At 69.1% G+C, this 13,826-nt stretch carries 9 protein-coding genes; 3 read left to right on the forward strand and 6 right to left on the reverse strand.

The window, feature by feature from the left end; genetic code table 11:
* Positions 1-3 precede the first annotated feature (3 nt).
* Positions 4-1,281 (reverse strand): hypothetical protein, encoded by a 1,278-nt coding sequence (locus tag IEZ13_RS09625; RefSeq protein WP_183220409.1) that lies wholly within the window; start codon positions 1,279-1,281, stop codon positions 4-6.
* A gap of 265 nt (positions 1,282-1,546) precedes the next feature.
* On the opposite strand from IEZ13_RS09625, the gene IEZ13_RS09630 reads away from it, so the two are divergent.
* Complete coding sequence (locus IEZ13_RS09630) at positions 1,547-1,783, forward strand: hypothetical protein (RefSeq protein ID WP_183220411.1); 237 nt, start codon at positions 1,547-1,549, stop codon at positions 1,781-1,783.
* Positions 1,784-3,223: 1,440 nt separating this feature from the next.
* Here IEZ13_RS09630 and IEZ13_RS09635 read toward each other — a convergent pair.
* Entirely contained in the window at positions 3,224-3,799 is a 576-nt protein-coding gene (locus IEZ13_RS09635; protein ID WP_183220413.1) for a helix-turn-helix domain-containing protein, read from the reverse strand.
* A gap of 67 nt (positions 3,800-3,866) precedes the next feature.
* On the opposite strand from IEZ13_RS09635, the gene IEZ13_RS09640 reads away from it, so the two are divergent.
* Entirely contained in the window at positions 3,867-5,264 is a 1,398-nt protein-coding gene (locus tag IEZ13_RS09640) for an MFS transporter (RefSeq protein WP_183220415.1), read from the forward strand.
* Positions 5,265-5,527: 263 nt separating this feature from the next.
* On the opposite strand, the gene IEZ13_RS09645 is transcribed toward IEZ13_RS09640, so the two are convergent.
* Positions 5,528-7,096: a pectate lyase family protein gene (locus IEZ13_RS09645; RefSeq protein WP_183220417.1), complete on the reverse strand. Its 1,569-nt coding sequence runs from the start codon at positions 7,094-7,096 to the stop codon at positions 5,528-5,530.
* A gap of 452 nt (positions 7,097-7,548) precedes the next feature.
* Here IEZ13_RS09645 and IEZ13_RS09650 point away from each other — a divergent pair, with 452 nt between their 5' ends.
* Positions 7,549-9,672 carry a HoxN/HupN/NixA family nickel/cobalt transporter gene (locus IEZ13_RS09650; protein WP_183220419.1) on the forward strand — a complete coding sequence of 708 codons (2,124 nt, stop codon included), beginning with the start codon at positions 7,549-7,551 and terminating at the stop codon, positions 9,670-9,672.
* Between the two features lie 39 nt (positions 9,673-9,711).
* On the opposite strand, the gene IEZ13_RS09655 is transcribed toward IEZ13_RS09650, so the two are convergent.
* The 3 genes from IEZ13_RS09655 to mmsA all read right to left on the reverse strand — a co-directional run bounded on the left by IEZ13_RS09655 (position 9,712) and on the right by mmsA (position 13,706).
* Complete coding sequence (locus tag IEZ13_RS09655; RefSeq protein WP_183220421.1) at positions 9,712-10,809, reverse strand: substrate-binding domain-containing protein; 1,098 nt, start codon at positions 10,807-10,809, stop codon at positions 9,712-9,714.
* 7 nt (positions 10,810-10,816) lie between these two features.
* On the reverse strand, positions 10,817-12,112 hold the full coding sequence (gene mmsB / locus IEZ13_RS09660; protein WP_183220423.1) for a multiple monosaccharide ABC transporter permease: 1,296 nt from the start codon (positions 12,110-12,112) through the stop codon (positions 10,817-10,819).
* A 73-nt stretch (positions 12,113-12,185) separates the two neighbouring features.
* Entirely contained in the window at positions 12,186-13,706 is a 1,521-nt protein-coding gene (gene mmsA, locus IEZ13_RS09665; protein WP_183220782.1) for a multiple monosaccharide ABC transporter ATP-binding protein, read from the reverse strand.
* Positions 13,707-13,826: the final 120 nt, after the last annotated feature.

A 13,826-nucleotide genomic window follows, 5' to 3' on the forward strand; every position in this document is an offset into this window, starting at 1 on the left:
GGTTCAGATCTTTTTTCTGATCCAGGCCACGCATGTCTTGTCGACGACGGTGAAGGGCTTCCCGAACGAGGCACGTGACGCCGCGTCGACTTCCTCACCGCGCCGCAGGACCCGGTAGGCGAAGTCGAGCAGCTTGCGCTCACCGTACCGATCGGCGAGGCAGCCCGTGGCCATGTGGCTGTGCGCGTACATGGTGTGGACGGTCAGATCGTCACTCTTCCCGGTCAGCCCGGGCAGGACGATCGACTTCGGGGCGCCGCGCCTGGCGAAGGACCGGCGCAGCACCGAGGCGCTGCCGGTGTTCGGCGCCTCGGCCGGTGCGGACCCGATGTACTCGGCGATGCCCTCGACCAGCCAGTCCTCATCGTCATCGGCCCAGTAGACGGCCGGCAGCAGGGTGACGGCGTGCCCCATCTCGTGCTGGATCGTCTCGCGCAGCTGGCGGTCGGAGTCCAGCACCCTGCCGGCGTTCAGGACGAGGTCGCTTCCGGTCTGGTTCAGAGACTTGTGGTAGCCGGCCACCCATTTCCTCTTCTCCCCGCCGTACCAGGTCTTCCAAGCCTTGTCGTCGGCGAGATAGACCCGGTAACGCTTCGGCGGGGTGCCGGTGGCGGCCGCGAAACGGTCGGCAACCGCGGCGGCCTTCTCGGCGAGGCGCAGCACCCGCGGCAGCTGCTTCGCCAACTTGGCCGGCGCCGCGACGATGACCCGCGAGCCTCGGAGGAACCGCAGATCAGCGCTTTGCCAGGGGGCCGGTTCCAGATGATTGAGGAGGGGCGACTTCTCGACGGCGGTCGCGATGTAGGAGCCGTCGCGGCGCGCCATCGACAGCGTGTAGAACATCTTCGGTGGGCCGGAGCCGGCGCCGGAGACCCAGGACGCGCACTCGACAGCGCTCAGGCAGTAGCCGAGCTCCACACCGACGGACACCTGAGACTCGCCGTACTCCCGGAAGAGGAAGTCGATTTGGGCGTGACTGACCTCGAGGGTTCGCAGGTTGCGATAGAGCATCCGGAACCTGCCGTGCAGGGCCGGGTCGAGCGGCGCCAGCCAGCCTCGCTCGTCCCCGGCGACCAGCGCCTTCGCCTGTGCGTCGAAGGCCTCCTTGATGTCGGCCCGCGCCTCGGCCTCCGGGCTGTAGTAGGAGGGGCTGGCGCTCGGCTGCGGCGTCGCGGTGGCGGGCCGCTCCCGCTCCGGCCAGAACACCGCGGCCCCGGCGACGACGGCCAGCACCGTGACCGCGAGGGCGGCCGCCTTCTTCGAAACATGCAGATCCGCCATGATCGAGGATCTAAGCATCTACTCCCGCGGATTCACCGACCGGGTCAGTGGGGTGCAGCGCGTGCTCCACTGAGTCACCATCTGCGAATTATCGCCGGTCAACCTTTGTCAGGCGGCGTCCGATCCGGGGCCCGGCGGCTGTCAGGGACGGCAGACTGGGCGGGTGTACCGATCGGTAGGACAGGCGACGGCCCGCTGGCAGGCGGGCCGTCGAGTTGCTCGGTACCGGAAACGACCGTGCGAGGACCATCACCAGGGGAGCAACATGAGTACGTTATCCAATCGGCCGGGCCGCCGACAGGAGAGTCCCGATCATCGGGCCGGGGTCATCAAGACCTCGCTCACCGTCGCCGGGGCGTCCGCCGTGGGGCTGACCGGGATCATCGGCGCCGCGGCCTACGGGGCGATCCCCGCCGGTCTCGCGTACTCCGCGGTCGGGGCCTTCGCGTTGATCATGCTGTGTGCGCTGGGCGTGGTGACCGTCTACATCCGCCGCGGCTGAAGATCGTTCGTGGTCGAGGTCCGCGTTTGATTCCTTTTGCGGTACGCGTGACCTCGTCCCGCCTCATCTGGACCGTCCCGTCCGGTCGGCGCGAGCCCGGTGCCCGCTTCGGCCTTTGCCGCGCCCGCCGGGCTGAGTCCCTGCCGCTCCGCTGCGCGAAGCGGCCCTAATCGGGAGGAAGTAGGTCTACTTTCGAGTTAGATCGGTGCCCGGGCAGGCCGGGCGGGTTGCCACGTCCTCATGTGCCGCCGGTCCCGGCCCGTCGTCCCCACTTTCGGTCGCGCCGGGCGGGTGGTCGCGGTCCTATTAGGGCGGGCGGGTACGCACGGTGGCAGTGTCGTGGTCGCCTACGTGGCCTATCGCCGCGATGGCCGCTCACGTGGCGGGTTCCGTACGCGCCCACCTTCGAAACCCGACCGGCCGGAGCTCCGCGTGAGCGACGACCCCTTTCACCAGCTCATGTGGAATATCGACGCCGCCGGAGAGTCTCTTTCTCGGTTGTTGCCTGGGCGTCGATGTCAAGTCGCCTGCGCGCGTGTTTCCCGCCTTCGCCGCGAGATCCGGCCGGTCACTGCCGGCCGTTGGAGCCATCCCGCAATGATCGACGTGAATCTTGGGAAATCGCCGCCGGACGGCGCGATCTTGGCCGTCCGGGAGCCTCTTTCTTGGCTGTCCGCGCCCATTTCCGCGATCCGTCAACCGAGGGAAGGGCGGTGGGGCCGATCTTGGTGAGTTGCCCACCTGGGGAGGTGGTCAACTCACCAAGATCGCGAAAAGATGCCGGGCAAAGCACGCAAAACGGACTCCATGAGGTGCTGAAGTGAGGAAAAGAGGCGCTTTCAACGCAATATGCCTCCTTATTGCCTCGGCGGCGGTTCACCCGATGCGGTGCTTGACGTCAGACCGCGGTCAATCAAGCAAAGACTCCGGGCACCCAAGGCGTGCCAGGGAAAATAGATCATGGGCGATGATCTTCCGCCGGACGACAACCAGGAATCAGGATCGCCCCGAACGCAAATCACCCAAGATCGCCAGCGAGTCGGGATGACGCCGCAGCCATCCGAATGCGCGACGCGACATCGCGGCCACCCGCAACCAAGAAGCAGGTTCCAGTAACAAACCGGATTTACCGCGTGCCCTCACGCACCCACCATCACGGTCACCGCGAGTGACTTTTCGACGGGTTTCCCGCGGCGCGACCGGAGCGAGCGGCGTGACGGCCGGAAGCAGCGCCCCGGGTGCCTGGCAAGCACCATCGCAACCACCCACCCGGAGCGAGCGGCAGCACGTGCGGCGGTGTCCAACCGATCTGAGCCCGGCGGGGCGGCACAGGACGGGGTAGGCGGCAAGCGTGCGCCGACCGGACGGGCCGGATAGATGAGGCGGGACGGCGTCACGCGTACAAGAAAAGAACCGGAAGCGAAACGCGGGCCTCGACCACTATCCCGCCGGGAAACGGTCGCCGTGCGGGCCGTACAGGTGGAGGATCTCGGCGGGTGAGTCGCCCGCCGGGCCGAACCAATGCGGCGAGCCTGCGTCGAAATCGGCGTTGTCGCCGGGTTTCAGCAACCGCTCGCGGTCGCCGAGCAGCAGCCGGACCGTGCCCGCGAGCACGTAGAAGAAGGCGTGCCCGGGGTGCGTCACCAGCGTCGGCGTGGCGGTCGTGGGGCTCAGGATCTGTTTGAACACCTGGATCCGGCCAGGGTAGGTGGTCAACGGGATCACCACGCTGTCGATGCCGGTCCGGGTCTCCCGGTGGTGCGGGGTCAGGTGGGCGCGCGGGTCGCCGGTCTGCGGGGCGCCGATCATGTGCTCCAGCGACATCCGGTAGACGCGGGCCAGCGGCAGCAGCAGGTCCAGGGTGGGCCGGCGCTTGCCGGACTCCAGCCGGGACAGCGTGCTCACTGAGATGCCGGTGGCGCCGGCCAGTTCGTCGAGGGTCAGGCCGCGATCCTGCCGGACCCGGTTCAGCCGGGGGCCGATGTCGCCGATCAGTCGTTCCAGTTCCGCGTCCACCCGAGCATTTTGCGGCCTTCGCAAGACCACTGGGCCGGGGAGGGGTGCCGGCATGACGATCGGCGCCATGAGAGAGCAACGATGGCTCGTGCTGGCGATCTGCGCCACCAGCATCTTCCTGGTCGGTCTGGACACGACGGCCGTCAACGTGGCGCTGCCCGCCATCGGCGACGACCTGCGGCTCGCGATCGCCGACCTGGAGTGGGCGGTGGACGCGTACGCCCTGGTTCTGGCCGGCTTGATGATCACTTCCGGTGCGCTGGCCGACCGGATCGGCCGGCGCCGGGTCTTCCGGCTCGGGCTGGTGCTGTTCGGCGCCGGGTCGGTGGCGTGCGCCCTGGCCCCGTCGATCGGCGTCCTGGTGGCGGCCCGCGCGTTGCAGGGTGTCGGCGGGTCGATGCTGAGCCCGGTGGCGCTGGCCATCGTGGTAAGCGTGATCACCGATCCACGGGAGCGGGCCCGGATGATCGGCGTGTGGGCGGCGGTGTTCGGCCTGAGCATGGCGGCCGGGCCGGTGCTCGGCGGGGCGCTGATCACCGGGCTCGGCTGGCGGACCGTGTTCTGGGCCAACCTGCCGATCATCGCGGTGGTCCTGGTGCTGACCGCGCTCTTCGTGCCGGAGTCGCGTGCCCCGAAGGCCCGCCGGCTCGACCTGCCCGGCCAGATCCTGCTGGTCGTGCTCCTGGGCGCCACCGTCGCGGTGCTGATCGAGGGCCCGCGCCTTGGCTGGACGTCACCGGCGCTGCTGGCCGGATACCCGGTGATCGCGGCGGCCCTGGTGGCGTTCGTCCGAGTCGAGTCGCGGACTGCCGAGCCGCTCATCGACCTGGGCCTGTTCCGGCGGCCGCCGTTCGCCGCGGCGATCGCCGGCGCGGTGGCCGTCTTCGTGGCATTCAGCGTGACCCTGCTGCTCGGCACCCTCTACCTGCAGCAGGTACGGGGTCTCCGCCCGATCGAGGCGGGCCTGTTCACGTTGCCGATGGCCCTGGCCACCACGGTGTGCGCGCCGTTGTCCGGCCATCTGGTCGGCAGGCTCGGACCGCGGCTGCCGTTGCGGCTGGCCGGGACGTGCACCGTGATCGGCGGGGCGCTGCTGGTCGGGCTCGGCGACCGTACCGGGACGGCTCATCTGCTGGTCGCCTACCTGTTCGCCGGGATCGGGCTGGGGTTCGCGAACGCGCCGATCACCAACACCGCGGTCAGCGGCCTGCCGCCGGAGCGCTCCGGGCTGGCCGGGGGCATCGCCTCGACGGCCCGGCAGGTCGGCGCCGCGCTCGGCGTGGCGATCGCCGGGGGCATGGTCGCGGGGCTGGGGCCGGACCGGCTGGCCGGGGCGACCCGGCCCGGATGGGTGCTGGTCGCCGCCTGCGGGCTGGTGATCCTGGCCGTGGCCCAGGCGTCGCCGTCCGGCGTGGCGAGAACCACCGCGGCGCAGCCCGGCCCGGTCGCCGCACCGGCGCGGTGAACGAGGGGTGGCGGGACCGTGGTGGAGCTCGGTCCGGTTGCCGGGCCGGTGCGGTGAGTGGGAGGTGGCGGGAAGGTGGCGCAGCTTGGTCCGGTTGCCGCACGGTGCGGTGAGTGAGGGGTGGCGGGACCGTGGTGGAGCCTGGTTCGGTCGCCGGGCCGGGGCGGTGAAAGAGGCGGGGCACGCCGTCCACGACGGCGTGCCCCGCGGGGTGTGCCGCCCCGCCGCCTGGCGAAACGGCGGGGCGGCACACGTTCGGTGGATCAGCTGGCGAAGGTCTGGAACTCGGCGACCTTCGGGGTCGCCGTCGCGCCGGTGATGCGGAAGGTGACCTTGGTGGTCGAGGCGGCGGTGAAGGAGATGGAACCCGCACCGGTGCCCGACTTCAGCACCGCCCCGGTCGCGCCGTTGAGCACCTGCCACGCGCCGATCGCGCCGGTCGAGCCGGACGCCTCGACGATGTTGATGCGGCCGACCGTGGTGGCCGACGACCACTTGATCGAGATGTCACCGGTGGTGCCGCTCGGCGACCAGTACGTGCTGACGTCGCCGTCCTTGACGTTGCCGTAGCTGGTGCCGCTGGCCTTGCTGGAACCGTCCGCGCCGGCGCCGATGCTCAGGTTGGTGCCGGACGTCGCGGTCGGCGACGCGGTCGGGCTGGAGGTCGGCGAGGACGTGGGGCTGGAGGTCGGCGACGAGGTGGGCGAGGCGCTCGGCGACGACGTCACCGAGCAGGTGCCGGTCGACACCTTCAGGCCGGTGTTCGCGCCGGCGGTGGCCGCGACGATCGACGGTACGCAGGACGCGTTGTCGGCGGTGAACGAGTACGGGATGCTCACGCTGGTGTTGGACACGACGTTCGGGCCGGCCGGGTTGTTGTCGGTGCCCTTCGCCGACCAGGTCACGTTGTCGAAAATGTTCCCGGACACCTGCCAGTAGCCGGCCGCGTCGGTGTAGAAGGTGCCGAGCACGTCCTTCGAGTCCTCGAAGTAGTTGCTGTCCACACGCGCCTTGGCGCCGGCCCGCGAGTTGATGCCCGACTCGTTGAGGCTCACGTAGTGGTTGTTGTAGATGTGGGCGATCCCGCCGCGCAGCAACGGCGTACGCGAATCGATGTTCTGGTATTTGTTGTGGTGGAAGGTGATGTTGCTGTTGCCGGTGTCGGTCTCGCTGGAGCCGATCAGGCCGCCCCGGCCGGAGTTGCGCAGGATGCTGTAGGACAGCGTCACGTACTCGGTGTCGTCCTTCATGTCGAACAGGCCGTCGAAGCCCTCCGACTCGCCACCGGAGGCCTCGAGGGTGGCGTGGTCGACCCAGACGTTGCGGACGGTGCTCTCCATGCCGATGGCGTCACCGCCGTTGGAGGTCGGCGAGCCGGACTTCTTGACGTTCTTGACCGTCACGTTCTGGATGATGATGTTGCTGGAGTCCCGGATGTGGATGCCCAGCTGGTCGAAGGTCGCACCGGCCCCGACGCCGACGATCGTGACGTTGCTGATCTCCTTCAGCTCGATCTTGTCGGCCGCGGTGTTGCAGCTGTCGCCGGACACCTTGGTCGTGTTGCCGTGGTTGATCGTGCCCTCGACCTGGATGATGATCGGCGTGTTGCTGGCCGCCCGGGTGCACAGCGCATTGTGGATCTGGGTGCCGGTGGTGGCCTTGACGGTGGTTCCGCCCGCGCCGCCGGTGGTGCCGCCGTTCTGGCTGGCGAAACCGGTGGCCGCGTTCGCCGCCGCGGAGGCCTCGTGCTGCGGCAGGCCCAGGGCGATCGCGCCGGCCGCGCCGGCCACGCCCAGAACCGCGGAGAGTCGCAGAGCGACTGATCGTCTCATCTCGCTTCACCTGTTCTCGCGCATCGGGGTGCGCGCATGGGGGATGGGCGGCGGGTGGAACGCTGGGGATGACCGCCGCGGAGCGCCTCTAGATGCGGGAAAGCGCTTTCCTAGTGCGAGAATATAGAGCGACCCGGGTGAATGTGGCAAGCGCGTTACGCCGACCGGACAGCGCGACGCCCCAGCCGCAGGGGGACCGGCTGGGGCGTCGCTGTTCGGGTGGGGGTCAGTAACCGAAGTCCTGGGTGTAGTACGGGGTGCCGTGGGCTCACCGTTGACTTCGGCCTGGCGTGTGTGGGGGTGATCGCCGGGCCGGTGCGCGTGGGTCACCGTCCGGTTGCCGCAGCGCAGGCGCGATGTGTGTCAGTTCAGTGACGTACGGCAATCCGTCGGGCCGTTGGCCGCGAATCCCGTTCGCCAGCCGAGTTGTGATCGGGCGAAGGGAAGCCGACATGGCGGACAAGGGGAACCGGGGATCACTGGCCGTGATGGCCGGGGTCGTCGTGCTGTTGCACCTGGCCGGATTCTGGGCACTCGACGGACTGCCGCCACAGTTCCCACTCGGGGTCTTCGTCGTCGCCTACCTGCTGGGCATGCGCTGGGCCTTCGAACCGGGCAACACCGCCGCCGTCGACCGGGCCGGTGATCGCATCGCCGGGCTCGGGCGAAGCGCCACCATGGCCGCGTTCTGGTTCGCGCTCGGGTTCGCGACCACCGTCTACGTCCTGGCCGTGCTCTTCACGATCGGCCTGCAGATGCTCGCGTGGCGCGACCGGCCGGTGATCCTGGACGGCTCCTTCACCGGCGTCTTCCTGGGCATCTTCGGCATCCTCCAGTTCGTCGCCCTGATCGGCGCCGTACGGATGCGGCGTGACGGATCGTCGCCGCCGGTCCGCCTCGAGGGCTTCCTCGGCCGGGTGAGCAGCGCCTGGCAGCTGTTCCCGGTCGGCCTGCTCCTGGGCTTCGGCCTGTTCCTCGCCGTGGAGGTGGGCCTGCTGGTCCTGGCCGCCGGACAGTTGGCCCTGGTAGCGCCGATGTACCTGACGTGGGTCCTGCCGATGGTCTTCGCGGCCGGCATGTCCCTCGGAGCGACCCTGCAGGGTGCCGCCGGCGCCCGCATCGATGGCAGGCTCCCGGTTCTCAACATCGCGTTCACCGCGGCCGCCGCCGTGGTGGCGCTGATCGCGAGTGCCGTGCGCGTGCTGGGTCCCGTGCCCGACGGATTCCTCGGCCGGCTCCTCGGCTTTCTCGGCGACGTGTTCGTGGCCCTCTTCCGCCTGCTCCGCCGCCTGCTGAACTACCTGCTCGACCGCCCCGGCCTGCTGCTGCTCCTGCTGATCGTGCTGGTGGTCGTGGTGGCCCTCCGGCGGCGCAAGACCGACTCGGGGAGCGGCGCCGCGCCGGCCAAACCCGCCCGCACGGCTGCGTCTCCCGGCCCGGCCAAGCCCGGCCGGGCCGACCGTGTCCGAACCGCCCTGCGCGACCGCAAGGAGGCCGGCGCCCGCAAGAAGGCCGTCCGCGAGCAGGAGAGGCAGGCCCGGGAGCGGGAGAAGGCGGCGCAGAGGGCCCGTCAGGAGGCGGCCGCCCGCAGCGCCGCCGCCCCGCGCCCGGCCGTGGCCCCGGCCACCCAACGGTCGGCCCCGGCCCCGGCCACCTACGCCCGCGGTCGTGCCACCACTGCCGACCGCCCCCAGCCGGCGCGCGCCACCGCGCGCCCGGCCCAGGCCGCGCCGCCGCCGGTCGTGGCCGCAGCGCCGCCTGTGCGCGCCGCCGCAGCGCCGCGGCCCGCGCGAGCGACCGCCACCCCGCCCGCCCAGCCGGTGGCGGCCGCGGCGGTCAGCCCGGTGGTGCAGCCGGTGGTGGTGCAGCCGGTGGCGGCCGCCCCGGTCAGCCCCGCGGTGCAGCCCGTCGTCTACGGCCGGCCGGTCGTGGTCACCGACCCCGACTACACGGAAACGATCGTGGCGGAGTCCCTCCCGGGAGGACAGACCGGCATCGCCATCGTCACGGGAGCCGGCGCCGGCCTGGGCCGGGCCATCGCGCTGGGCCTGGCCGGCGCCGGGTACGGGATCCTCGCCGCCGACCTGGACGCCGACAGTGCCGCCGCCTGCGCCACGCAGGCCCGCGGCTACGGTGTGCCCGCCCAGGCCGTCCGCCCGGATGTCCGCCAACCCGGCTACCTGGAGCGGATCGTGGCGGTGGCCGACGAGTGGGGCGGCCCGGTGGTCCTCGTGAACGCGGGCGCCGGCGGCTGGCCCAGCCCGGTGACCGGCCGGACCGCCGAGATGCACCTGACCGACCTGACCAGGGAATCCATGCGGATCCGTGGCGGCGGCGCGATCCTCAACGTGGTCCCGTCGGCCTCCGCCGACACCCCCGCCCTGGTCCGTTTCACCGCCGACCGGTCCGCGGACCGCGACGGCGTACGGATCATGTGCCTGACCACCGACCAGCCGTTCACGACACCGGACGAGGCGGTGACCGCGGTGCTGGACCTGATCCGCCACGGCCGGGCCGGCACGGTGGTGGCCCTCCAGAGCTGGAACCCCACCCCCGGGACCGTCCCGCTGCCCTGAACCCCGGCCGGCCGCCCGGCGTGGCGGGCGGCCGGCCGGCTACCTGGTGAGTGGCGACAACTTCGGATCGTCGGCGTACGCCTCGGCCGCGTTGGTCTTGGTCACGATGACCGGCGGCAGCAGGTAGGCCGGAACCACCTTGACCCCGTTGTCGTACGACTTGGTGTCGTTGACCGTCGGCTGATTCCCGGCCTGCAACGTCTTGACCATGTTGACGGTCTCCGCGACAAGCTTGCGAGTGTCCTTGTTGATGGTCGAGTACTGTTCACCCGCCATGATCGACTTGACCGATTCGACCTCCGAGTCCTGTCCGGTGACGATCGGGATCGGCTTCCCGGCCCCCTTGATCGACGTGATGATCGCGCGCGCGAGCGTGTCGTTCGGCGACAGCACCCCGTCGAGCGTCTTGTCGCCCGCATAGGTGGAGTTGAGCAGCGAGTCCATCCGGCTCTGCGCGTTCTCCGCCTTCCACCCCTGGGTCGCGGTCTGCTTCACGTCGGTCTGACCGGAACCGACCACCACCTCGCCGCGTTCGATCAGCGGTTTGAGCACGTCCATCGCCCCGTTGAAGAACACCCCGGAATTGTTGTCGTCCGGCGATCCGGAGAACAGTTCGATCGTCCACGGCCCGGTGGCCTTGCGCGACTTCATCCCGTCCAGAAGCGCCTGTCCCTGCAATTGCCCGACCTTGAAGTTGTCGAACGCGATGTAGTAATCCACGTCCGGCGTGTTGGTGATCAGCCGGTCATAGGCGACGACCACGGCACCGGATTGTTTGGCCTGCGACACCTGTGTGGACAACTGCGCGGCGTCGGTCGCCCCGATCACGATCACCTTGGCGCCCTTGGTGATCATCGCGGTGATCTGCGCCTGCTGATCGGCCACGGTGGTGGACGCGCCCGCGTACTGCACGTCCGACTGGAAGCCCGCCTCTTTCAGACCGTCGGTGAACAGGTCACCGGCGAGCACCCAGTTCTCCGACGTCTTCGAGGGCAGCGCCACGCCGATCAGCGCGTCGGCCGCGAACCCCTTCTCGGGCGCCGTCGAGCCCGATTCCGAGCGTTCCGATCCACAGCCGCTCGCCACCAGGGCCGCGACAAATCCAACCGCCAAAACCTTGTGAAGAGGGGTACGCATGAAGCGATCACCTTCCTGGCAGAAATTCGGCTTCACGAGTCGAGGTGTCCGGCGCGGGGATCCGCGGCGGCTCGCGGCGGAACGGGCGCATCAACGATCCGATGACCGAGAAGCGCCCCTGTTTCTTGTTGTAGACGTCGAGCGCGACCGCCCCGAGCAGGAACAGCCCCTTGATGATCTGGACCATGTCGGCGCCGGTGCCGATGAGCTGGAGCCCGTTGTTGAGCACCGCCATGACCAGGCCGCCGACGATCGACCCGCTGACCGTGCCGAGACCGCCGGAGACCGCGGCCCCGCCGATGAAGACGGCCGCGATGGCGTCGAGTTCCCAGTTCAGCCCGTCCTGCGGCCCGGATGCCGCCGACCGGGCCACGAAGATCATCCCGGCGAGCGCCGCGAGGATCCCCATGTTCGTCATGACCAGGAAGTTCACCCGGCGCAGCTGCACACCGGACAGTTCCGCGGCCCGCGCGTTGCCGCCGACCGCGTAGATGTGCCGGCCGCCCGCCGTGTTGCGGGTGTAGAAGGAGTAGGCGATCACCAGGACCGCCAGGATGATGCCGGAGACCGGGAAACTGGTGCCGACCCGCCCGCCGGCGAAACGGAAGGTGGCGAACAGGATCACGCCGACCATGACGGCCAGCCGCACGGCGGAGACCCACAGCGGGGCCGGTTCGGCGCCCTCCATCCGCTGCCGGACCCGCCGGGCGTGCCATTCCCGCCAGACCACGGCCGCGCACAGCGCCAGCCCGAGCAGCAGGGTCAGGTTGTTGTAGCCGGTGTCCGGGCCGGTCTCGGGCAGATATCCGGCGCCGATCGTCCGGAATCCCTCCGGCACCGGAACCGTGTCGGCGTTGCCGATGTACTGGTTCCCGCCGCGGAACAGCAGCATCCCGGCGAGCGTGACGATGAACGCCGGTACCCCGATGTAGGCGACCCAGAATCCCTGCCAGGCGCCGATCAGCGCGCCGACGAGCAGGCCGAGGGCGATTCCGGCCGGCCAGGGCAGGCCCTGTTCGCTGATCGCCTTCGCGACCACGATTCCGGTGAACGCGGCCACCGATCCCACCGACAGATCGATGTGCCCGGCGACGATCACCATGAGCATGCCGATCGACAGGATCGAGATGTACGCGTACTGCTGGGTCAACGCGATCATGTTGCCCGACGTCAATGTCAGCCCGTCGGTCATGATCTGGAAGAACACGATGATCGCGACCAGCGTGAAGATCATGCCGAATTGACGGGCGTTGGAGGTCGTACCCCCGAAGAGGTTCTTCTGCAGGTCTCTGCGTCGGCTCATGCCGTCACCTCCGCTTCGCTCCGGCGCCGCCATGAGTTCATGGCTGAGCTGAATGATTCGCTCGCAAGCTCGCTCATGCGCTGCGCATCCTCTTGGTGGAGGTCATCTGCTTCATGAGCAGTTCCGGGTCGGCGTCACGCCGGTCGATCTCACCGGTGATCGTGCCCTCGAAGACGGTGTAGATGCGGTCGCAGAGCCCGATCAGTTCGGGCAGTTCCGAGGAGATGACGATGACGCCCTTCCCCTCGTCGGCGAGCCGCTGGATGATGCCGTAGATCTCGTATTTCGCGCCCACGTCGATGCCCCGCGTGGGCTCGTCGAGGATCAGCAGATCCGGATCGGTGAACATCCATTTCGCCAGGACGACCTTCTGCTGATTGCCGCCGGACAGCCGGGTGACGCCCTCGTCCACCGACGGCGTCTTGATCCGCAGAGTGCGCCGGTAATGCTCGGCCTCGTGATACTGGGCCGCCTCGTCCAGCACACCGCGCCGGGTGATCTTCGACAGTTTCGCGGCGACCACCGACGTCTTCACGTCGTCGAGCAGATTCAGGCCGATCGCCTTGCGATCCTCGCTGACATAGGCGAGACCGTTCCGGATCGCGTCGGCCACGCTTCTGATCTCTATCTCCCGGCCGTCCTTCACGATCCGGCCCCCGAGATGTACGCCGTACGAGCGCCCGAAAACGCTCATCGCCAACTCGGTGCGCCCGGCGCCCATCAGTCCCGCGAATCCGACGATCTCCCCGCGCCGGACCGTGAAGGAACTGTTCTTGCAGACCAGCCGCTCGGCCGAGACCGGATGCCGGACCGTCCAGTCCCGCACCTCGAAGAACACCTCACCGATGTTCGGGACGTGCTCCGGGAAACGGCTCTCCAGATCGCGGCCGACCATTCCCCGTACGATGCGGTCCTCGTCGGCGCCGGAGTCCGCCACCGTGATCGTCTCGATGGCGCGCCCGTCCCGGAGAATGGTGATCGCGTCAGCGATCGCCTCCACCTCGTTGAGCTTGTGCGAAATCATGATCGAGGTGATGCCGCGCTGTTTGAAACCGCGCAGCAGGTCGAGCAGGTGCCGGGAATCGGTCTCGTTGAGCGCGGCTGTCGGCTCGTCCAGGATCAGCAGCCGCACGTCCTTGGCGAACGCCTTCGCGATCTCGACGAGCTGCTGTTTTCCCACGCCGATGTCCCGGGCCAGGGTGTCCGGATCCTCGTTCAGCCCGACCAGGCGCATCAGTTCCAGCGCCCGGTGGTTGGCCCCCCGCCAGTCGATGCGCCCCCATTTCCGGGGCTCGTTGCCGAGGAAGAGGTTCTCGGTGATCGACATTCCGGGAACCAGCGCGAGTTCCTGATGAATGATCACGATCCCGGCGTGCTCGCTGGCCCGGATGTCGGCGAACCGGCATTCCACGCCCTGATAGAAGATCGTTCCCTGATAGCTGCCGTACGGATGAACCCCGCTGAGCACCTTCATCAAGGTCGATTTCCCGGCGCCGTTTTCGCCGCAGATCGCATGGATGTCGCCCGGCCGCACCACCAGACTGACGTCCGACAGCGCCGTGACGCCCGGGAACTCCTTGGTGATCGACCGCATTTCGAGCAGCGCGTGGCCCACGAATACCCCCCGAGTGCGTCTCCGTAAAGATCCACATCGATAAGTGGGATGTTTCCGCACTGTAAATCGAATTGTCAGCAACCGCCATGGTGAAGCGGC

The sequence above is a fragment of the Actinoplanes campanulatus genome, from assembly GCF_014647795.1.
Classification (GTDB): Bacteria; Actinomycetota; Actinomycetes; order Mycobacteriales; family Micromonosporaceae; genus Actinoplanes; species Actinoplanes campanulatus.

Bases quoted from the DNA above. Each gene is read 5' to 3' on its own strand.
- IEZ13_RS09625 (WP_183220409.1), bottom strand. From the start codon at position 1,281: ATGGCGGATCTGCATGTTTCGAAGAAGGCGGCCGCCCTCGCGGTCACG.
- IEZ13_RS09630 (WP_183220411.1), top strand. From the start codon at position 1,547: ATGAGTACGTTATCCAATCGGCCGGGCCGCCGACAGGAGAGTCCCGAT.
- IEZ13_RS09640 (WP_183220415.1), top strand. From the start codon at position 3,867: ATGAGAGAGCAACGATGGCTCGTGCTGGCGATCTGCGCCACCAGCATC.
- IEZ13_RS09645 (WP_183220417.1), bottom strand. From the start codon at position 7,096: ATGAGACGATCAGTCGCTCTGCGACTCTCCGCGGTTCTGGGCGTGGCC.
- IEZ13_RS09650 (WP_183220419.1), top strand. From the start codon at position 7,549: ATGGCGGACAAGGGGAACCGGGGATCACTGGCCGTGATGGCCGGGGTC.
- IEZ13_RS09655 (WP_183220421.1), bottom strand. From the start codon at position 10,809: ATGCGTACCCCTCTTCACAAGGTTTTGGCGGTTGGATTTGTCGCGGCC.
- mmsB (WP_183220423.1), bottom strand. From the start codon at position 12,112: ATGAGCCGACGCAGAGACCTGCAGAAGAACCTCTTCGGGGGTACGACC.
- mmsA (WP_183220782.1), bottom strand. From the start codon at position 13,706: ATGCGGTCGATCACCAAGGAGTTCCCGGGCGTCACGGCGCTGTCGGAC.